General features: G+C 60.8%; 16 protein-coding genes. 7 read left to right on the top strand and 9 right to left on the bottom strand.

Going from position 1 to position 19,919, the window contains the following annotated elements; genetic code table 11:
* Window positions 1-476: 476 nt before the first annotated feature.
* Window positions 477-1,916 (bottom strand): MocR-like pyridoxine biosynthesis transcription factor PdxR, encoded by a 1,440-nt coding sequence (gene pdxR, locus GXM19_RS10695; protein ID WP_006234492.1) that lies wholly within the window; start codon window positions 1,914-1,916, stop codon window positions 477-479.
* Between the two features lie 145 nt (window positions 1,917-2,061).
* Here pdxR and pdxS point away from each other — a divergent pair, with 145 nt between their 5' ends.
* A complete protein-coding gene (pdxS, locus tag GXM19_RS10690) occupies window positions 2,062-2,952 on the top strand; it encodes a pyridoxal 5'-phosphate synthase lyase subunit PdxS (protein WP_022094325.1) in 891 nt (296 codons plus the stop codon).
* Between the two features lie 20 nt (window positions 2,953-2,972).
* Window positions 2,973-3,560, top strand: a complete 588-nt coding sequence (gene pdxT, locus GXM19_RS10685) for a pyridoxal 5'-phosphate synthase glutaminase subunit PdxT (protein ID WP_006234494.1) — start codon at window positions 2,973-2,975, stop codon at window positions 3,558-3,560.
* 668 nt (window positions 3,561-4,228) lie between these two features.
* Here the strand turns inward: pdxT and istB are convergent.
* Window positions 4,229-5,002, bottom strand: a complete 774-nt coding sequence (gene istB, locus GXM19_RS10680) for an IS21-like element helper ATPase IstB (RefSeq protein ID WP_006234495.1) — start codon at window positions 5,000-5,002, stop codon at window positions 4,229-4,231.
* Window positions 5,002-6,234 carry an IS21 family transposase gene (gene istA / locus GXM19_RS10675; protein ID WP_006234496.1) on the bottom strand — a complete coding sequence of 411 codons (1,233 nt, stop codon included), beginning with the start codon at window positions 6,232-6,234 and terminating at the stop codon, window positions 5,002-5,004. Before istA ends, istB begins: the two co-directional genes overlap by 1 nt.
* 162 nt (window positions 6,235-6,396) lie before the next feature.
* Between istA and GXM19_RS10670 the strand changes: the two genes are divergently transcribed.
* Complete coding sequence (locus tag GXM19_RS10670; RefSeq protein ID WP_006234497.1) at window positions 6,397-7,209, top strand: IS110 family transposase; 813 nt, start codon at window positions 6,397-6,399, stop codon at window positions 7,207-7,209.
* A gap of 426 nt (window positions 7,210-7,635) precedes the next feature.
* Here GXM19_RS10670 and GXM19_RS10665 read toward each other — a convergent pair whose 3' ends face one another.
* Complete coding sequence (locus GXM19_RS10665; protein WP_006234499.1) at window positions 7,636-8,547, bottom strand: hypothetical protein; 912 nt, start codon at window positions 8,545-8,547, stop codon at window positions 7,636-7,638.
* 152 nt (window positions 8,548-8,699) lie between these two features.
* A complete protein-coding gene (locus GXM19_RS10660) occupies window positions 8,700-10,115 on the bottom strand; it encodes an MFS transporter (RefSeq protein WP_006234500.1) in 1,416 nt (471 codons plus the stop codon).
* A 205-nt stretch (window positions 10,116-10,320) separates the two neighbouring features.
* Between GXM19_RS10660 and GXM19_RS10655 the strand changes: the two genes are divergently transcribed.
* Window positions 10,321-10,731, top strand: coding sequence for a peptide deformylase (locus tag GXM19_RS10655; protein ID WP_006234502.1), 411 nt, complete (start codon window positions 10,321-10,323; stop codon window positions 10,729-10,731).
* A gap of 74 nt (window positions 10,732-10,805) precedes the next feature.
* Here the strand turns inward: GXM19_RS10655 and GXM19_RS10650 are convergent, their stop codons facing one another.
* Both GXM19_RS10650 and GXM19_RS10645 read right to left on the bottom strand, forming a co-directional pair.
* Window positions 10,806-12,287 carry an aminotransferase class I/II-fold pyridoxal phosphate-dependent enzyme gene (locus GXM19_RS10650; RefSeq protein ID WP_006234503.1) on the bottom strand — a complete coding sequence of 494 codons (1,482 nt, stop codon included), beginning with the start codon at window positions 12,285-12,287 and terminating at the stop codon, window positions 10,806-10,808.
* A gap of 201 nt (window positions 12,288-12,488) precedes the next feature.
* Window positions 12,489-13,346, bottom strand: coding sequence for a LysR family transcriptional regulator (locus GXM19_RS10645; protein WP_040358667.1), 858 nt, complete (start codon window positions 13,344-13,346; stop codon window positions 12,489-12,491).
* Between the two features lie 118 nt (window positions 13,347-13,464).
* Here GXM19_RS10645 and GXM19_RS10640 point away from each other — a divergent pair, with 118 nt between their 5' ends.
* Together GXM19_RS10640 and GXM19_RS10635 are read left to right on the top strand one after the other, a co-directional pair.
* Complete coding sequence (locus tag GXM19_RS10640; protein ID WP_006234505.1) at window positions 13,465-14,376, top strand: DMT family transporter; 912 nt, start codon at window positions 13,465-13,467, stop codon at window positions 14,374-14,376.
* Between the two features lie 138 nt (window positions 14,377-14,514).
* Entirely contained in the window at window positions 14,515-16,761 is a 2,247-nt protein-coding gene (locus GXM19_RS10635; RefSeq protein ID WP_006234506.1) for a KUP/HAK/KT family potassium transporter, read from the top strand.
* Between the two features lie 81 nt (window positions 16,762-16,842).
* On the opposite strand, the gene bsh is transcribed toward GXM19_RS10635, so the two are convergent.
* The gene (gene bsh, locus GXM19_RS10630) at window positions 16,843-17,808 is read right to left on the bottom strand and encodes a choloylglycine hydrolase (protein ID WP_040358669.1); all 966 of its coding nucleotides are present in this window, start codon (window positions 17,806-17,808) and stop codon (window positions 16,843-16,845) included.
* 131 nt (window positions 17,809-17,939) lie between these two features.
* Complete coding sequence (locus tag GXM19_RS10625; RefSeq protein WP_035137017.1) at window positions 17,940-18,359, bottom strand: peptide deformylase; 420 nt, start codon at window positions 18,357-18,359, stop codon at window positions 17,940-17,942.
* A gap of 193 nt (window positions 18,360-18,552) precedes the next feature.
* On the opposite strand from GXM19_RS10625, the gene GXM19_RS10620 reads away from it, so the two are divergent.
* Entirely contained in the window at window positions 18,553-19,863 is a 1,311-nt protein-coding gene (locus tag GXM19_RS10620) for an NCS2 family permease (protein ID WP_006234510.1), read from the top strand.
* The last annotated feature ends 56 nt before the right edge of the window (window positions 19,864-19,919 follow it).

The raw sequence follows: 19,919 nt of genomic DNA, 5'->3' as shown, positions 1-19,919 counted from the left end.
TTGTTTCTCGTCTGAACCAATGTATACAACGGAAAACCGAGCGCGACCGCAGCCGTCGGGTTGCGGGCGAGATCATATCGCTGCCGGTCTTCTTCCGGTCGTGGAAGCGGCGGACACAGAGCGCGGACCTGAGGGGGCAAACGCCAGTACCTAAAAGCCGATATGTCACAAAGTAGATCTTTCATAGGCACAGGAAAACACGAATTTCAACCCAGTCAGTCACGCATTGGCGCGAACGCGCCAAAAATGGTGCCGAACGGACTGCCAAGTTTTCAACAGCCCTCCCCAACTGGCCAAAAGCTTGCCGAGAGCTGGACGAAGTTCTGTTGAAAACCCCATTTTTTCTCATGCAGAAGCTTTGCGCGACAAGTGAGTAGACTTTTTTGAACATCCCGAGCAGCCCGGTCATCCTGCTTTTCAAAACCGCAGGTAGATAGCTTGTTACAAAACTGCCTGGTCGCCAAAGTTCCAAAAGCCTACTCACTTAGGTTGCAGAGTGCTCCCATTAGCTGCGATTCCAAGGTATTTAGCGCTTTTGGACTCAAATCGTCATACTGAACAAGAATTTGACTTGAGTTTTCAGGGACAGATGCGCCATCGGCACACCAATAACAGTCACTGATATCGACAAAAGGGATACTCGAGCGCGTGAGGGCCCGCACAAAAGAGCTTCCGCCCGCTCCACGCTCCGCAACCACGATACAGTAAAGGCCCGCGTCTGCATGCTCGATCGAGACCTCTCCTGCCGGAAATACCTTCCGCACAAGCGCCATCAGGCCATCACGCGCCTCGCGAGCACGAACGCGCACGCGGTTCACATGTCGCTCGTAATCACCCGATTCCAGCAAACGCGCCAAAGCGACCTGATCAACAGAGCTCACCGACGAGGCGTAGAAACCAAGGTTGCGCCTAAACCGCTCCATTAACTCATCGGGCAACACCATGTACGCCAAACGCAACGCCGATGAAAGGCTCTTCGAAAACGTGTTGGTGTAGATAACCGACTGGGCGGCATCGATCGACGCGAGCGCGGGAATCGGCTTCCCGGCAAGGCGAAACTCACAATCAAAGTCATCTTCGATGAGATACCGACCTGGTCGCTCGGCGGCCCAGCTCAGAAGCGCATAGCGCCGCGCAATGCTCGTCACAAGGCCGGTCGGATACTGATGGGACGGCATCAGATGAAGTACATCGGTCCCGGTTTTCTGCAGAGCGCTCAAGTCCACGCCCTCATCATCCAACGGGATATGTCGAACTTTGCAGCCCATAGCCTGATAGATGCGCGTCAGACGTAAATAGCCCGGGTCCTCAACGGCATACACCTTGTCAGCGCCAAGCAACTGAACCAACATGGTATCGAGCAGCTGGGCGCCCGCGCCGATAACAATGTTATTGGGATCGACATTCATGCCCCTTGTCCCACGCAGGTGGTGAGCAATTGCGCGTCGCAGCCGAGCGGTGCCCTGCGCCGGTGCGGGCGAAAAGATTTCGCGCTCATCTTCGGATGCCAGCGTCGCCCGTAGTGCGCTTTGCCAAAGCCGCGCCGCCTCCAAAGCGGAAGGAGAAAGTGCATCGAATCGCTCGACCTGTCCGTTGACATCATGCGCGCTGGGACCCGCAGAGGCGGCATCTCGGTCGATGCCCTCCGCAGCCGAAGCCAAAACCGGTGCATCCGGAAGCTCGCAAGCGTAGTAGCCACGACGCGGCATTGAGCAAATATAGCCCTCGGCAAGTAACTGGCTATATGCATTCTCGATGGTAATGACACTGATTCCCAGATGACTGGCAAAGGCGCGCTTAGACGGAAGATGCTCCCCCGCCGCAATACGTCCAGCAACAATATCATCTCGAATTTTCTGGTAAACATACTCATAAAGCGATGCTTCGCCGCGTTTTTCCAAATTGTAGTCAAGCATGAGCCTATCACCTGACCTTATTAAGCCATTCAATCTGGTATTAGTCTGACCTTGTTATTATCTTGAAAACTGAGTATTTCGCCATACCCAGCTCCCCGATAGGATGTTCCGTCAAGCAATGCACATGCCAACCAAGGGAGCAACCATGGCAGAACAGACCAGCAAGGCCGATCGCGTCAAACTCAATCGCGAGCTCGCGCAGATGCTCAAGGGCGGCGTCATCATGGACGTCACCACACCCGAGCAGGCGCGCATCGCCGAGGAGGCAGGCGCCTGCGCCGTCATGGCACTCGAGCGCATTCCGGCCGATATCCGTGCCGCGGGCGGCGTCTCGCGCATGAGCGACCCCAAGATGATCAAGGGCATCCAGGAGGCCGTCTCCATCCCTGTTATGGCCAAGTGCCGCATCGGCCACATTGTCGAGGCGCAGGTCCTGCAGGCCATCGAGATCGACTACATCGATGAGTCCGAGGTTCTCTCCCCTGCCGATGACGTCTATCACATCGACAAGACCCAGTTTGACGTGCCGTTTGTCTGCGGCGCCCGTGATCTGGGCGAGGCGCTGCGCCGTGTTGCCGAAGGCGCCACGATGATCCGCACCAAGGGCGAGCCGGGCACGGGCGACGTGGTCCAGGCCGTGCGCCACATGCGCAAGATCCAAAAGCAGATCCGCGACGTTGTTGCCCTGCGTGACGACGAGCTCTTTGAGGCAGCCAAGCAGCTGCAGGTTCCGGTCGAGCTGGTGCGTGAGGTCCATGCCACGGGTAAGCTTCCCGTCGTGAACTTTGCCGCCGGCGGCGTAGCGACCCCCGCCGACGCCGCGCTGATGATGCAGCTGGGCGCCGAAGGCGTCTTTGTCGGCTCGGGCATCTTTAAGAGCGGCGACCCCGCCAAGCGCGCAGCCGCCATCGTCAAGGCCGTGGCCAACTTCACCGATGCCAAGCTCATTGCCGAGCTTTCGGAGGACCTGGGCGAGGCCATGGTGGGCATCAACGCCGACGAGATCGAGATTATCATGGAGGAGCGCGGACGCTAGTCCAGCAGAAAGGATCGCACATGAGCGATTATGCAGACCAAACGGTCGCCGTGCTGGCGGTCCAAGGTGCTTTTGCCGAGCACGAGGCGAGGCTGTCCGAGCTGGGCGCACGTTGTATTGAGCTGAGGCAGGCGGCTGATTTGAAGCAGGACTTTGACCGTCTGGTACTTCCCGGCGGCGAGTCTACCGTTCAAGGGAAGCTGCTTGATGAGTTGGGCGTGCTCGAGGAGCTTTGTGCCCGTATCGCTGAAGGCATGCCCGTCCTGGGCACCTGCGCCGGCCTGATTCTGCTGGCTCACGACCTTGCCGCCCATGACGATAAGGGCACGCCGCGTTTGGCAACCATGGATGTACTTGTCGAGCGCAATGCCTACGGCAGGCAGCTCGGCAGTTTTCGAACCAAGGGGCAGGTAGCCGGCATCGACGGTGAAGTGCCGCTGACATTTATCCGCGCGCCCCGAATCGTCGAGGTCCACGGCGACGCCAAGGCCTTAGCGAAAGTCGACGGGCGCATCGTCGCCGCCCGCCAGGGCAACCAGCTCGGCGTAACCTTCCACCCCGAACTCGACGAAGACACCCGCCTCCACGAACTGTTCCTACAAATGTAGGCATCGAAATCAACAAGCGAAACGAGAGTGGATAATCTCCCACCTTGAGCATGAATATGGGCTCATACCGGGAGATTATCACTCTCATTTTTTGGTACAAATGATTCCTTGGGGATGCCGATGTTTTGGTACCGACAGACACTATGACCCAATCCGAGGGCACTAAAAAGATAGGAGCCCCCGCTCGTGACCGCGGGTCGGGGCTGCGACAATGATGTTGAAGTGCCATAGGCGCAGCCGCGCCGCAACGAGGTTGGGAGGCTCCCATGCCAAAGTATTCTACCGCGTTCGGGATGGACGTCCACCTGAGGTCGACCACCGTCTGCGCCCTCGACGCGGACACCGGCGAGGCCGTGACGAGGAGGTTCCCCGGCAACCCCTGGGGCGAGATCGCCGGGTGGATGGATGGGTTCCCCGGGCCGTCGCTCGCGGCCTACGAGAGCGGCTATCTCGGCTTCGCCCCGCAGCGGGAGCTCGCCGGGCTCGGCGTCGAGTGCGTCGTCGCCGCGGTCTCGAAGATCCCCAGGTCGGCCGCCGACTCGGCCTCCAAGAACGACAGGAACGACGTGTTAGCGTCAATCTATTTTTCACCAGTTTCGCTAAACAGGCGTGCCGTTCGCGCAAAGGCGGTTTCACCGGTTGCGCTAACGTATTTTCACCGATTCCGGTCACGGCTTGACGGGACCGTCCCTCGGCAGGTCCTTCAGCCTGTAGGACCTGCCCGTTATCTTGACCAGGTGGCAGTGGTGGCACACCCTGTCCGCGATCGCGCTCGCCGCCACGTCGTCCCCGAACACCCTGCCCCAGCCGCTGATCCCCACGTTGGTGGTGATGATCGTCGAGCGCTGCTCGTAGCGCGTCGATATCAGCTGGAACAGCAGGTCCGCGCCCGCGCTACCGACGTCGAGGTAGCCGAGCTCGTCGATGATCAGCAGCCTCGAGTGGGCGTAGTACTTGAGCCTCTTCTTGAGGATGCCGCGCGACGAGGCGTCCTCCAGGTCCTCGACGAGCCGGGCGCAGTCCACGAACCTGACCTCGCGCCCCGCCCTGACCGCCTCGATGCCCAGCGCGACGGCGAGGTGCGTCTTGCCCACGCCGGGGCTCCCCACGAACAGGACGTTCTCGGCCCGCTCGACGAACCTCAGGGTCGCGAGCTCCTCGATCTCGGCGCGCGGGACCGACGGCTGGAAGTCCCAGTCGAAGTCCGCCAGCCCCTTGACGTAGGGGAACCCCGACGACCGTATGCGCTGGCTGGTAATCCTGACCTCCCGGGCGGCGACCTCGACGCGCGTCATCTCCTCGAGGGCGGAGGCGAAGCCCCGCTCGCCCGCGGCGACCATCCTCACGTAGTCGGGCAGGGACGCCGCCATCTCGTGCAGCCCGAGCGCGGAGAGGTTCGCCTGCGCCCTGATCGAGGGGCTACCCTCCGCGACGGCGCCCATCACGCCCCTCCGAGCGAGTCGAGCAGCGCGAGGTTGGCGCGCGCGGCCTCGGCGATGTCCGCGTCGGCCAGGCCGCGCTTCCCCTCGAGGGCCTGCCCATAGTGGTCGGGGTCGTAGTTGATGGGCCTCGACGGCCCGGACGCGGCGTCGTGGACGGCGACCTCCTCGCCGGCCATCCTCACCACGACCTGGCCGCCGGGCATCGCTATGACGCTCACGCGCCGGCCGATGCAGCGCCTGGGCACGGACCACTCCCTGCCGGCGGCCCTGACGAGCATGGTCGGCGGGACGGTCTGGACGCTCACGTCGCCCACCATCGACTCGAGGAGACGGAGGTTCCCGATGGGTCGCAGGCTCTCCTTCTCCCGCATGAACAGCGCGTCAGGCGGCAGGCCGGTGGTGCGGTTCGGCTCCGAGTTTGCCTGGGCCTCGATCCGGGCCACCGCCTCGGCGAGGCCGCTCCACCCGGTGAACTCGCCGCCGTAGGCGAGCAGGCGGTTCAGGAAGCGGTTGGCCGACTCGTCCTTGCCCTTGGTCTGCGGCGAGCGCGGCGCGCAGAGCCTGAGCTCGAAGCCGGCCTCCCGCGCGAACCGCCACGCCCTCTCCTGCCTGGTCCTCCTGCGGCCCGAGACGGTCACCAGGCACGACATGTTGTCCGTGATGCACTCCTCCGGGACGCCGCCGAGGCGGGTGAAGGTGGCGAGCAGGCAGGACAGCAGGTCGTCGAGCGTGCGGCTCCTGACCGGTATGAAGCGGTGCTTCCGGGAATAGCCGAGCGTCGCGGTGAACACGCTGAACTCGAAGACCTCGCCCTCCGAGTCGACGAGCCTCATGCCCTCCTTCCAGTCGAACTGCAGCTGCCTGCCCGGGGGCGTCTCGAACCGCGGGTGCGGCTCGCGGCCGCCCACACCCCCGAAGGGCACGTCGCGGCCCCGGCACCATGCGGTGAAGGCGCCGTACCCGGGCAGCCCCTCCCCGCGGCCCTCGCGCAGGAACGCGTACACGGCCATCTTGGTCATCCCGGGCAGCTGGGCCTTCGCGCGGATCACCTCCTCGAGCGGGTCGAAGGCGCTGCCCCTCGCGGACCTCCCGTCGGCGGCGGCCTCGCCCTCCCGCCAGTACTTGGCGACCGTGTGCCGGTCCATGCCGTGCCTCCTCGCGATCTCGCTGAAGTTCGGCTTCGCGCCGGACCCCCTGTAGACGTTCAGCTCTCCCATTACGTTTCGCTCCATATCCCGCTCCTCCCGGGTCGGATACCCGATCGGAGCATAGTTCCGTTAGCGCAGTTGGTGAAAGTACGTTAGCGGGGTCGGCGAAAGCGCGTTAGCGCATTCGGCGAGATGCGTTTGCGAAAGTGGTTAATTTTAGATTAGCGCTAACACGACGCCGCCAGGATGGCCAAGGCGATACTCGCCCACGACATCTCCCCCGTATGGGTCCCCTCCCCCGAGGTCGAGGGCATCAGGGACCTCGCCGGCGCCTACGACGGGGCGACCGCGCGCCTGGCGACCGCCAAGCAGCGGCTGCTCGCCTTCCTCGCAAGGCGGGGGTTCGTCTACGGCGGCACCACGCCCGCCGGCAACCCGAGGAAGTACTGGACCTACGACTTCCTGAGGTGGCTCGACAAGGCCAGGCCGGAGGACGATGGCGGGGTTCGGACGCTCGCCGCCCTGAGGAACGAGGTCGAGGCCGCGGCGGAGGCCCGGGCGGACCTGCTCTCCGAGTACAGGGCCGCCGTGGATGCCAGCCCGATCGCCGCGGAGGTGGCCGCCCTCCAGTCGATCAAGGGCTGCGCCTTCGCGCTGGCCGCGGCCTTCTCGGCCGAGGTCGGCGACTTCACGAGGTTCCGTTCCGGAAGGCAGGTCACGGCCTATTTCGGCCTCGCGCCGAGTCAGAGGTCGAGCGGCGACTCCGTGCGGCTCGGAGGCATCAGCGGCGCGGGCAACGCGCTCGTGAGGAAGCTGGCCGTTGAGGGCTCATGGTGCTACGCCGCGGCACGGCACCAGCCGAAGCTCATGCCGAGGGACACGGGCGTGCCCCTCGAGATAAGGATGCACGGGAGGAAGGGGTCCGAGCGGCTCCTGCGGCGGCGCGAGGAGATGCTCGCCCGCGGCATGCCCGCGGCGAAGGCCAACGCGGCCACCGCGGCCGAGCTCGTGAGGTGGCTCTGGGCCCTCGGCATGATGTGCCGGGAGGGCGCGGAATAGACATGGCCCCCGTCCCGGCGAGCCGGGCGGCCTTCGGGGACACCCCCTATTTCGCTGTGCGCGCGGAGCCCTCCGCATGCGCCTAGACAGAGTTGGGGAACCCCGCCGAAGGAATGGAGTGCGGGCCGACAGAACGGTATCCGCGGATATGAGACTGAGCCGAAGGCGTCGATGACATGCCGGGGGCGGACCGGGACGGGTTAACGGCAGGCCCCGCCGACCGATTGCAAGCGGTCGGCGGGGCCATTGTGGCTCTTGACAGCGGATTGGGTCATATGAGCGAGCGCCCACCAGAGCGAACAAATTGACATGAAAAGAGGACGGCATAGACCTTCTGGTCATGCCGTCCTCTTTGAATGACAAGTTGTCGCTCTGGTGGGCGCGCAGCGTCAACTAGTTACGCGGTTCGTAGAACCGCGTAACCCCCTAGAAACGGTTGCCGCGGAAGCCGCCGCCGTTGCGGCCGCCACGGTCGCCGCCGCGACCGTGGCGGTCGTTACCACGGTTGCCGCCGAAGCCGCCGCCGTTGCCACCGCGATCGCCATAGCCACCACGGTTGCCGCCAAAGCCGCCGCGACCGCCACGGTCGCCGCCACGGTCACCAAAGCCGCCGCGGCCACCGCGATCGCCACCGCGACCGCCACGGTCGCCGCCACGGCCACCGCGATCACCAAAGCCGCCGCGACCGCCACGGTCGCCGCCACGGCCACCGCGATCGTCACGGCCGCCGCGAGGACCGCGGTCCTCGTCCAGGCCCATGGCGACGAGCGGAGCGATAACCTTATCGAGAGCGGCCATCAGCTCGGTGGCCTCCTCGTAAGAAAGCTCGGGCAGGAGCTTCTCCTTCTTGTTGGCAAGCTCGACCAGGCCCTCAGCGGCATCCTCGGCAGCGAAGACGACGATCTTGCGCATATCGCCCTCGGCGTCGTCGATGCGGCCGACCAGATCGGCAGCCTCGGCCTCGGCCATCAGGCCATCGAGCTCACGGAGGCGCATGCCCAGCAGGTCGGACATTTCCTTCTGCTCCATCTTGGGCTTGAGGTCAAGAAGCTTGATGGCGCGCTCGATGTTCGCCATGCGCTCGGCCTTGGCCTCCTCCTCCTTAGAAATAGCAAAGCGACGGCTACGCAGCAGGCGGGCGGCCTTCTGCATCTTGTCCATCAGCTCTTCGTCATCGTAATCAACGGCGGCCTCGACAACCTCGGCCTCCTCCTCGGCGGAAACCTCGTCAGCAGCCTCAACCTCGGAAGCTTCGGTCTCCACGGTCTCGACTGCCTCAACCTCGGCAGCCATGGTCTCGTTCTCGGTCTCGTTCATGATCTCTTCGTTCTCGGACATGAGACTCCTTCTTGGCCCTCTCGGGCATCATCGCCCCATTCGCGGGGCCCGTCGCGCACTCTTTGCGCTTTAAACATTCATGCCTCTCGGCAAAACGTCCATTAGTTTATGGTGTCGCCATCCAATCTAGCTGCAGAATCTATGTGCACACATTAATGCGACATGTGTGACTCGCGACGAGCGTACACCAGCGATGTCACGAACCCGACCACGGCAATTACAGCCGCCACGCGCACGGCAGCTGCAAATCCAATCGCTTGGGTAACGTCGGTCGCAATGCCAGCGGCGCCGGCAGTCGCCGCAGAACTCGAGAGCAGGCCGATAAACAGCGACGGGCCAAACGATGCGGCAATCATGTTCCACGTGTTGAGCAATGCCGTTCCGCGAGGATGTTCAGCGGCAAGCAGCGTCTCCAAGCCGGCCGTCTGCGAGGGGCTCAGCACCAAACCGACTCCGGCATACACTACAACGGTCAGTGCCACGACAACGCCGATGTTCATGCTTGCCGCCGTCATCGAGATTGCAGTCTGCCCCACGGCAATCAGGGCAAAGCCGACCGGCAGCAGCGGCCATGCGCCACGGGCGTCCATCACGCGTCCGCCCACAATCGAGGTCACGGCGTTGCAGGCAATTGCCGGCAAAATGAGCAGGCCCGCAACAAGTGCGGTCATGCCGTATGTGCCCTCAAAATAGAGCGGCAACAAAACACTCATCGAGAACGTTGTCATCATCGACACCACCACAAGCAGGCACGCAGGCCAAAAACGAACGCTCGCCATGGGACGCACGTTAAGCACCGGATGCTCGAGTTTGAGCTGGCGGGCCGCAAACAGGCCGAGCAGCACAATGGCGGCGATAAGCGTCACGATGCCGGCAATCAGATTGGTCGAGAACTCGCCTACGGAATACACAAATGCCGTAATGCCGGCGGCGAGCAAAACAACCGACAGAATATCAAGCGTGGTGTTCGAGCGCTCTCCGACATTCTGAACAAGCTTTACGCCCGCCGCAGCGACCACAATGCCGGCCACCAGCGGCACTACGAACACCGCCCTCCAGCCAAACAACGTGCACATAAGACCGCTGATCACAGGTCCAAACGCCGGCCCTAGCGTAATGCAGGCACCACCCAGGCTCAGATACAGACCGAGCTTCTCGCGCGGGGCGCAAGACAGCACCACGTTCATCATGAGCGGAAACAAGATGCCCGATCCCGCAGCCTGCAAAATACGACTTGGCAGCAAAACGCTAAACGACGGAGCGATCAGACACAGGACTTCGCCGGCGACCATACATCCGCATGCGAAAAACAACAGCTTGCGCGTCGAGAAACGGCCGGACAGGAAGGCCATGATGGCCGTAAAAATCGACGTCACGATCATGTAGCCCGAGACGAGCCACTGTGCCGTGGTGGCACTCACCGAAAAGGCTGCCATAATGTCGTGCAACGCCACGTTAATGATGTTCTCGTTAAACGCGGCAACAAAGGCTGCAATATACATTACGACGAGAATCGCCGCAGAGGCCGATGGCGTTACTTGAACTTGTTGCTGAGATTTGCTCCCCATGCATTTCCTTCCTCTTGGAACGACAGTCGCATCGCCCCAGAGGAACGGTCCAGGGCGAAAAATGAGCCCTAGACTTACGCCAGACGCCGTACACGACGAATCTGGCAACATGGTCCAACGTTGAAAGATTGTAACGCGGACGCGCAGCTTTCCTTCCGCGCTATTATTAAAAGTCCACGAAAGCATAAGACATGAGGAGCCCGCCATGATTAAGCCCATCATGAAATCCGAGTTCTTTTTGCGTCTACCTTCCGAAGACGCGGGGCCCGACGACGCCGTGACCGGGCAAGACCTCCTGGATACGCTCCACGAACATGAACACGAGTGCGTGGGGCTCGCCGCCAACATGATCGGTGTGCGCAAACGCATCATCTGCGTAAAGGACGGCAACAGGGCGCTCCTGATGTACAACCCTCAAATTCTTGAGCAGGTCAATGCCTATCAGACGAGCGAAGGATGTCTCTCGCTGATCGGCGAGCGTCCCTGTACCCGCTATCGCCGCATTAAGGTGGAGTATTTGGACGAGAACTTCGTCCACCGCATCAAAAACTTCTCGGGCTACACCGCCGAGGTCATCCAGCACGAAATCGACCACTGCAACGGGATTGTTATTTAGTTCCGCCGATTCAAGAAAGCTCCCTGCAGCAAAACAACTGCAGGGAGCTTTTCATAGTGCGGAGTTTCTATCCCCTACGACTGGCGGTAATGGTCAAAGAAGTCGGCGAGGTCTTCGAGGGACTCTTTGAGTACTTCCATGCGCGGCAGGTACACGATGCGGAAGTGGTCGGGCTCAGCCCAGTTGAAGCCGCCGCCGCGCGTGATCAGGATCTTCTTCTCGTGCAGCAGGTCAAGGGCGAACTGCTCGTCATCGGTGATGTTGAACTTCTTCACATCCATCTTGGGGAAGATGTAGAACGCCGCACGCGGCTTAACCACCGAGATGCCGTCAATCTTGTTGAGCGCCTCATACACAAAGTTGCGCTGCTCATAGACACGGCCGCCGGGACGGATGTAGTCGTTAACGGACTGATGACCACCGAGTGCCGTCTGAACGATCGACTGAGCCGGCACGTTGGAGCACAGGCGCATGTTGGAGAGCATGTTAATGCCCATGATGAAGTCGCTCATGCAGCGCTGGTTGCCCGAAAGCACCATCCAGCCAATACGATAGCCCGCAATCATGTGAGACTTGGACAGACCGCTAAAGGTAACGCAGGGCAGGTCGGGGGCGAGCGAGGCAATCGAGACGTGCTCGTAGCCGTCCATGCACAGGCGGTCGTAGATCTCATCGGCAAAGATCATCAGCTGATGCCTGCGCGCAATCTCGACGATGCCCTCGAGCACCTCGCGCGGATAGACGGAACCCGTGGGGTTGTTGGGGTTGATGATGACGAGGGCTTTGGTCGCACTCGTAATCTTGGACTCCATATCCTCCAAGTCGGGATACCAATCCGCCTGCTCATCACACAGATAATGTACGGGATGACCGCCGGCAAGGGTTGCGCACGCCGTCCAGAGCGGATAGTCGGGGCTGGGGATCAGAATCTCGTCGCCGTTGTCGAGCAGCGCGTTCATCGAAAGCTGAATGAGCTCGGACACGCCGTTGCCCGTGTAGATATGCTCCATCTGAACGTTGGGCAGGCCCTTGATCTGCGAATACTGCATGATTGCCTTGCGCGCGGAGAACAGGCCACGCGAGTTGGAATAGCCTTCGCAGTCGGGCAGCTGCTGGCGCATGTCCTTGATGACCTCATCGGGTGTGCGGAAACCGAAGGGCGCCGGGTTGCCGATATTGAGCTTGAGGATGCGCTCGCCCTCGTCCTCCATACGGGCGGCCTCGTCGACGACGGGACCGCGCACGTCATACAGGACGTTGTCGAGTTTGGTGGATTTAGAAAAAGTACGCATGGTGGTGCTCCTTGCAATTTGAGCTGAGGGATGGGGTTCGGGCTTGGAATCGTTGCGGGGTGATGATGCCTCGCCTTGATCGGCGTCGCCGGCGAGCAGCCAGGTAACATCGACCTCCAAAATACGGGCGAGCAGCTCAGCCACATCGCGCCGCGGGATCGTCTTGCCGCTCACATATTGGCTCATCTGACTCTTGCCGAGTTTTTTGCCGAGCATCTCCGATGCGCGGATTACGTCCGACTGGCGAACGTCGCGATTGGACATAGTCTGTCGCAGGCGATCGCTAAACGTCTCTTGGGCCACTAGAACCTCCTTGCTGGCAAAGTTCAATTTATAGAACACGAATTGAACCTGGGTTCAATTTAGCAAGCAGTATAGCGCGGCACCTCATTCGAAAGTTCAATTTCATAAGAAAATGTACCGGACTCCGAGATTTGCCCAAAGCGGACAATGGCGTGTACGCGTTTAGAGGTATTCAAGGAATCGAGCGGCGGCAAGCGAAACGTCAGCCGTGCGATATATCGCATTGATCTGCCGATGGGGATGTCCCTCGAGCGAACGCACGGCAACATCGAACTGACAGCGGCGCAAGATGAGCGCGGGAAGAATGCTCACGCCCAGGCCGTCCTCGACCATGGCCATAATCGCATAGTCATCCCAGGTCGACAGCTTGGAGCACACCGTCAGTCCCGCCCGACGGAACAGCGGCGTAATCTCATCATCGGTGCCGCGTTCTAGCAGAATAAACTGCTCGTTGGCTAAATCGGCAAGAGAGACGACCTCCGCCGTGGCAAGCAAAGAATCTGCCGGCACTACTGCCATCAACTCGTCGCGCACCAAAGACCGCGATGCCATGCCGTTTTCTCGGGGTTCACGCGGGATAAAGCCCAGGTCACAACGACCCTCAGCCACCCATTGTTCAATCTCTGAGTAATCACCCATCAGCAACTCATAATCGACGTCCGGGTGATTGGCGCGAAAGCGCGCAATCACCGGCGGCAGCACGTGGGTCGCCACACTCGAAAACGTACCGATGCAGATTTTGCCACGCATGAGCCCACGCATCTCATCCACGCGTCGCTGCAGGCGGCCAAACTCTTCGCATAACGCCTCGACTGCCGGCATGACCTGCCGCCCGTCGGCAGAAAGCACCACGCCCTCGCGGCTGCGATCAAGCACCTTAAAACCCCAGTCTGCCTCAAGGTCGCCCACCATGCGGCTCACGCCCGACTGCGAATAGCTCAGGCGCTCGGCAGCACGCGTAAAGCTTCCGGCGCGCACGGTCTCGAGCAGCACCTGCATCTTTTGAATATTCGTTTCCACGGCGCCCCTCCACCTTTGCATGAATTTTTGTCATGTTTTCCATGCATTATATTCGCTTTTATTCTAAAGCCAGTTCACCCATAGTGAACATGTTCGGATATAGAGGGGATGTCAGCGCATGAACAACGGACTGTTTACGTACTTAGCAGCATTGCTATTGTTTGGCTCCAACGGCATCATCGCCGCCGCCATCGCACTGCCGAGCTCCGATATCGTGCTACTGCGCACGTTTTTGGGCGCCCTCTCGCTTGTCACTATCCTTGCCATCACCCAACGCCATAAACTGCAGGCGCCATCTCGTCCCCGCGAAGCCGCAGCACTCCTTCTCTCGGGAGCCGCGCTGGGCGCCAGCTGGATTTTTCTGTTCCGCGCCTACCAGACGATCGGCGTCGGCGTATCCTCGCTGCTGTACTACTGCGGCCCCATCATTGTCATGGCGCTCTCCCCGCTCATCTTCGGCGAAAAGCTGACCGGTGGTAAAATCACCGGCTTCATAGCCGTCGCCTGCGGCGCCTTCCTCATCGCGGCCCAAGGCCTCGGCGGCAATATGCCCATCGCAGGTATCGTGTGCGGCATCGCCTCGGCCTTCTGCTACGCGTTGATGGTCATTGCCAGCAAGGGTGCGCCACACATCGAAGGCCTCGAGAACTCCACGCTCCAGGTGAGCGCCGCCTTTGTGACCGCGCTGGTCCTCACGCTCATCACGCAGAGCGCTCCCTCATTCCTGTCCACCGGTGTCGCCGCCAGTATTGATTGGCGCGCCGTTGCCATGCTCGGCATTGTCAACACCGGCATCGGTTGCCTGCTCTACTTTAGCGCCGTCGCCAAACTGCCCGTGCAGACCGTCGCCGTCGTCGGCTACCTCGAGCCGCTTTCGGCGGTCGTGTTCTCGGCCGTCCTTTTGGGCGAAGCCATAACACCGGTCCGCCTGATGGGTGCCGCGCTTATCATCGGCGGCGCGATTTTTTGCGAACTCGCCGGCAAACGTGCAAGCGCCAAGGCTGGCATCGCCCAGACAGCGCGTGCTTAATAGCCCTGCTCTGAAATGCTACCTGCGTATATGAATAATCCCCAGATGGGGATTATTGTCTAAAACACCCCGATGTGCCAAACTGCTCTTATATGTATAAAGATGGCATAAAGGTCTACTGCTCTTGGCAGAGACCGGATGTCTAAGGGAGTCCACGTGGCACACAACAAGCTGGAGGCAAGCCTCCAAGACCAGCATAGTCAGGGCGGGCATGGCGCCATCCCCCTCTCCGCTGGCATGTTGCTCGTAACGCTCGGCGTCGTCTATGGTGACATCGGCACGAGCCCCATGTACACCATGAAATCAATCGTCGCCAACAACGGCGGCATCGGTACCGTCAGCGAGGACATGATCCTGGGCGCGCTTTCGCTCGTCATCTGGACCATGACGCTCGTGACCACGGTCAAGTACGTGGTAATCGCCATGAAGGCCGACAACCACAACGAAGGCGGCATCTTCGCCCTGTTCAGCCTCGTACGCAAGGTGGCACCATGGCTGATTCTGCCCGCCATGATCGGCGGTGCGGCACTGCTTGCCGACGGCATCCTCACCCCCGCCGTCACGGTCACCACAGCCATCGAGGGTCTGCGCACCATCGAATGGGGCCATGCGCTTTTGGGTGACGGCCAGACCAACGTCATCATTATTACCATCATCATTATCTGCGGCCTATTTGCCATGCAGCGCGCCGGTACCTCGTCGATCGGTAAGCTCTTCGGCCCGCTCATGACGCTGTGGTTCCTGTTCCTGGCGGGCGCCGGCCTGTTCAACATGCTCGGCAACCTGTCCATCTTGCGCGCGCTCAACCCCATCCGCGGCATTATGTTCCTGTTCTCGCCCATCAACCATTCGGGCATTATGGTGCTCGGCTTTGTCTTCCTGTCGACAACCGGTGCCGAGGCACTCTACTCGGACATGGGCCACGTGGGCAAGGCAAACATCTATGCATCCTGGCCATTTGTTAAGGCGGCCCTTATCCTCAACTATCTGGGTCAGGGAGCTTGGCTACTCGCCAATAACTCCAACCCCCAGATGCTCGCGATGGATATCGTTAACCCGTTCTATATGATGCTTCCCGAGCCCCTGCGCCCCTTTGCCATTGTGCTTTCGGCCGTGGCGGCCATCATCGCCTCGCAGGCGCTCATCACCGGCTCGTTCTCGCTGGTATCCGAGGCAACGCGCCTCAACCTTATGCCGCACCTGCGCATCCACTACCCCAGCGACACCAAGGGTCAACTCTATATTCCGCTCGTCAACAACATCATGTGGGTCGGCTGCATCTTCATCGTGCTGCTGTTCCAGAACTCCGAGCGCATGGAAAGCGCCTACGGCCTCGCCATTACCGTGACCATGCTCATGACCACCACGCTTTTGACGAGCTATATCGCTGGCATTCTCAAGCACAAGCTGGGCGCCTGCGTCTTCGCCCTGCTCTTCGGTGCCATTGAGCTGTGCTTCTTCGCCTCGTGCCTCACCATGTTCTTTGACGGCGGCTACGTCATGATCTTCCTGGCCGCACTGCTGTTCGGCCTTATGTATGTGTGGCGCCGTGGCACCGCCATCGAGCGCACGCAGACGATCCTGCTGCCCGTCTCCAAGTACATCGACCAGCTCAATCGCCTGCGCAATGACGAGACCTATCCCGTGCTCGCTGACAATCTGGTATTTCTCACCAACAGCCCCGACCCGCTCACGCTCGACCGCGACGTGCTCTATTCCATCCTGGATAAGCATCCCAAGCGCGCCAAGGCATATTGGTTCATTAACGTACACGTTACCGATGAGCCCTATACGCACGAGTATTCCGTCGAGACCTTTGGCACAGACTTCCTCTTCCGCGTTCGCCTGGACCTGGGCTTTAAGGTCAACCAGCGCGTCAACGCCTATCTGCGTCAGATCGTCGGCGACTTGATGGCATCGGGCGAGCTGCCGCCGCAACATCACACCTACTCCATCTACGAGACACGCGGCAACGTGGGTGACTTCCGCTTTTGCATGCTGCGCAAGATGCTTGCCCCCGAAACGGACATCAACCGCAATGACCACCGCGTGATGGCCATCAAGTACGCCGTCCGCCGCGCCTGCGGAAGCCCGGCACGCTGGTATGGTCTTGAGAACTCGGCCATCATCATCGAGTACGTGCCGCTGTTTGCCCGCATGCGCCCGGCCGTTAAGCTCGTGCGCACCCAGGTGCCGCTCGAGGTTCAGATCGAAGAGGCCGAGGAAATGGAAGTCGACATCTTCTCGGACGACTTGGTCAACGGCAACGAGGCCGGTAGGGACATGAACGTCGATCCCACCGAGCTGCTCGAGAGCGTCGCCGATACGCCCGAACAGCAACTCGACGGACTCGAGAGCACCCAGTTCAACGACGCCAACTTCTAACACGCCACCAGCCATTGACGACAACGGCCTCGCATCTCATAAGAGGTGCGAGGCCGTTTTATGTCGCAACGGACCAGTGAGCTACGAACGACGCGGCTCGGGAACCACGAGCCTATCGGGGCTCGCGCCCTCGGCATCCATCAGGCTCACGTAGCGAATCGACGGATCCCCATACATCGCGTAGTAATAATTGCCCGTGCGCGCGCTAAAGCATCCGGTGTAGATAGTCTTCTCGAACTTGCCATCGCCCATCCTGGACGCTCCCTCGATCATCACCACTCCCTCGAGCGAGCGGAACATGCGAACGACGTTTTCGGTCTCGCTCTCCTTTTGCGGGTAATTGGCATTGAGGTACGCCGCCTTTACAAAGCGGCTCGGCGAATAGCAGTCACCCGGAATACCGCGCATGCCGGCGCCCGCGCCATAGGGCTTGAGCTCGGCGCCACGCCATGTCGCCGTCTGCGGAAAATCGCTTGTGGCGGTGATATAGGTGCGCAGGTTTTCCATGTGCCACGGGAAGGTCGGCTGGTTGGCAAGGGTGTCAACCGGATCGTCGTATACATGCAGGCCGTCAGCCATCACCTCGACCACGATGCTGCGCTGGCTGTCGCCGATAATCCAATGGAGCAGTGACACGCCCAGCCCCTCTCCGGCAGATTTGGCGACAATCACCGTGTCGCGCAGCGCGGCCTCGACCTCATCGACCGTCGAGAACGTCGCTGCCACCCACAGGGGAAACTCATAGGCCGCGATATTGGTCTTGCCGTCGACAGGGCCCTCGGCATACTCGGCATAACCCGGGAAATTGAGACCCGCCACGGCGAGGCCCGCATCGTTGCCGCAATCGAAGAACATAGGGTAGTTCCTGTAATCGATGCACATACCGATCACCGCGTGCGCCGCTGTCGCGTCGTCGATAAACGAATACGGAATGTGAAACCCGCGCGGCATCACGCGAACCTGTTGGCCGTAGTCAAAGCTCCAGTCGAGATTGCGGCCCAGATACATGTGGCCAGAATTATCGGTAAATCGAATACTCGTACACATAGCGCCTCCTAGCTTTACGTTCTTGCTAATTTCATTGTCTCCAAACAAAAAGGCGCTAAACACAAAAGCCCGGACATGACAACAATGTCATGCCCGGGCCAAAAGAGACGAAGTGCGGTGCTTTGGTCCCCTTAGACCAACTTTCCAAGACAGTGATCGATCATATGCTGGATCATCTGTGCCTCAAAGCCCGCGTAGTCGCGGCGGCACTCCTTCATCTTGCCGTCGACAATCTGGTCAAAGGCAACCTTGCACTTGATATAGCGCGTGGACTTGGTGACCTCCTCGTGCGTCAGGCAGCTCTCCTCCATCTTGCTGGCGCCCAGGCCAAACACCAGACGGGGGTTGTACAGCACATGGGGCTCGCCGGCGTCGTCCAGATAGACGCAGACCTTCTTGGTGACGCCGATCTGGTTGGCGGCAAGGCAGCCGGCATCGTCGAGCGACTTGATGGTATCGATCAGGTCCTGAGCAACCGACTCGTCCTCGACGGTCGCAACCTCGCAACGCTGGGACAAGATAGCCTCGTCGTGGCAAAGCTCTTTAATCATACGTTCCTCCATAGGGGTCGTTGTAACCGCTTAAGTATACGGTACCCACACGTTTTCATGCGAAAAATACCGTCCGTCTGCCACAAAGCGCCGAACATCAACATGCGAGGAACAACAGCGTCGTAAAGGGGCTATAGTGGGAGCGTTCGTGTCAATCGGCCTAAACTCGGGGCCGAACAAGGAAAGGGTATGCATGGACGAACTTTTTCACGTCAGTGAGCGCAAGTCCACAATCGGGACCGAACTCCGCGCTGGACTGACAACATTCCTGGCGATGGCCTACATCATCGCCGTCAACCCCGCGGTGCTCTCGGGCGCTGGCATCGATGCGGGAGCGCTCGCCTGCGCCACCTGCCTGGGCGCCGGCATCATGACCATCTGCATGGGCATCTTCGCCAACCGCCCGCTCGCCTGCGCGTCGGGCTTAGGCGTCAACGCGATGATCGCTGGAATCGCCACCACCGTCTGCGGCGGTGACTGGCACGTGGCCATGAGCGTTATCTTCCTTGAGGGCGTCGTCATCTTGCTGCTCGTGCTTTGTGGCCTGCGCGAGGCCATCATGGACGCCATCCCGGTTGTCCTGCGTCACGCCATCTCGGTGGGTCTGGGCCTGTTCATCGCCATGATTGGCCTGTGCGATGCCGGCATTATCACCGCTGGCGCCGGTACACTCGTCGGTCTGGGCGACATCACCTCCCCCACCTTCATCGTCGGCATCATCTCCATCCTGGTGACGGTCGCCCTCGCCTGCCGCAACGTCCCCGGCTCGCTGCTCATCGGCATCGTCGTCGCCGTCATCGCCGGTATCCCCCTAGGTGTGACCCAGGCCCCGACCGGTATCATCGCCCCGCTCGACTTCTCGAGCATCGGTGGCCCCATCGCCGACGCCGGCGGCGTGCCCGCCATCGTCAAGGTTCTTACCGACCCCACGCTCCTCGTCATCTCGTTCTCGCTGCTCATGAGTGACTTCTTCGACACCATGGGCACCGCGATGGCCGTGGCCAAGCAGGGCGAGTTCCTCACCGACGACGGCAACGTCGAGAATATCAAGGAGATCCTGATCGTCGACTCCGCCGCCGCTGCTGTGGGCGGTTTCATGGGCGTCTCCTCCATCACCACCTTCGTCGAGTCCACCTCTGGCGCTGCCGACGGTGGCCGCACGGGCCTCACCTCCGTCACCACCGGCGTGCTGTTCATTCTCGCCGCGTTCTTCTCCCCCATCGTCACCATCGTTTCCAGCGCCGCCACTTGTGGTGCTCTGGTCTACGTCGGCTACCTCATGATGAGCGAGGCCTCCGAGATCGACTGGTCCGACGTGTCGCAGGGTTTCCCGGCGTTCATGATTGTCGCCGGCGTGCCCTTCACCTACTCCATCTCTGCCGGCATTGGCTTGGGCTTTATCGCCTACGTGATCGTCGCGCTCTTTAAGGGCGAGGCCTCCAAGATCAAGCCGCTCATGTGGATCGCAGTCCTTGCCTTCCTCGTCTACTTCTTCGTAGCGTAACGGCATAGTCTGCTAAAACAAAACAACAAGGCGCGGAATCGCATCGAGCGGCTCCG

The sequence above is a fragment of the Collinsella aerofaciens ATCC 25986 genome, assembly GCF_010509075.1.
GTDB classification, from domain to species: Bacteria; Actinomycetota; Coriobacteriia; order Coriobacteriales; family Coriobacteriaceae; genus Collinsella; species Collinsella aerofaciens.
The sequence above is the reverse complement of the archived record's forward strand: the minus strand, read 5'-3'. Positions and strand labels throughout refer to the sequence as shown.

Excerpts from the sequence above, each read along its gene's own strand:
- pdxR (WP_006234492.1), bottom strand. The coding sequence starts at position 1,916 with ATGCTTGACTACAATTTGGAAAAACGCGGCGAAGCATCGCTTTATGAG.
- pdxS (WP_022094325.1), top strand. The coding sequence starts at position 2,062 with ATGGCAGAACAGACCAGCAAGGCCGATCGCGTCAAACTCAATCGCGAG.
- pdxT (WP_006234494.1), top strand. The coding sequence starts at position 2,973 with ATGAGCGATTATGCAGACCAAACGGTCGCCGTGCTGGCGGTCCAAGGT.
- istB (WP_006234495.1), bottom strand. The coding sequence starts at position 5,002 with ATGGGCGCCGTCGCGGAGGGTAGCCCCTCGATCAGGGCGCAGGCGAAC.
- istA (WP_006234496.1), bottom strand. The coding sequence starts at position 6,234 with ATGGAGCGAAACGTAATGGGAGAGCTGAACGTCTACAGGGGGTCCGGC.
- GXM19_RS10670 (WP_006234497.1), top strand. The coding sequence starts at position 6,397 with ATGGCCAAGGCGATACTCGCCCACGACATCTCCCCCGTATGGGTCCCC.
- GXM19_RS10665 (WP_006234499.1), bottom strand. The coding sequence starts at position 8,547 with ATGTCCGAGAACGAAGAGATCATGAACGAGACCGAGAACGAGACCATG.
- GXM19_RS10660 (WP_006234500.1), bottom strand. The coding sequence starts at position 10,115 with ATGGGGAGCAAATCTCAGCAACAAGTTCAAGTAACGCCATCGGCCTCT.
- GXM19_RS10655 (WP_006234502.1), top strand. The coding sequence starts at position 10,321 with ATGATTAAGCCCATCATGAAATCCGAGTTCTTTTTGCGTCTACCTTCC.
- GXM19_RS10650 (WP_006234503.1), bottom strand. The coding sequence starts at position 12,287 with ATGTCCAATCGCGACGTTCGCCAGTCGGACGTAATCCGCGCATCGGAG.
- GXM19_RS10640 (WP_006234505.1), top strand. The coding sequence starts at position 13,465 with ATGAACAACGGACTGTTTACGTACTTAGCAGCATTGCTATTGTTTGGC.
- GXM19_RS10635 (WP_006234506.1), top strand. The coding sequence starts at position 14,515 with ATGTCTAAGGGAGTCCACGTGGCACACAACAAGCTGGAGGCAAGCCTC.
- bsh (WP_040358669.1), bottom strand. The coding sequence starts at position 17,808 with ATGTGTACGAGTATTCGATTTACCGATAATTCTGGCCACATGTATCTG.
- GXM19_RS10625 (WP_035137017.1), bottom strand. The coding sequence starts at position 18,359 with ATGATTAAAGAGCTTTGCCACGACGAGGCTATCTTGTCCCAGCGTTGC.
- GXM19_RS10620 (WP_006234510.1), top strand. The coding sequence starts at position 18,553 with ATGGACGAACTTTTTCACGTCAGTGAGCGCAAGTCCACAATCGGGACC.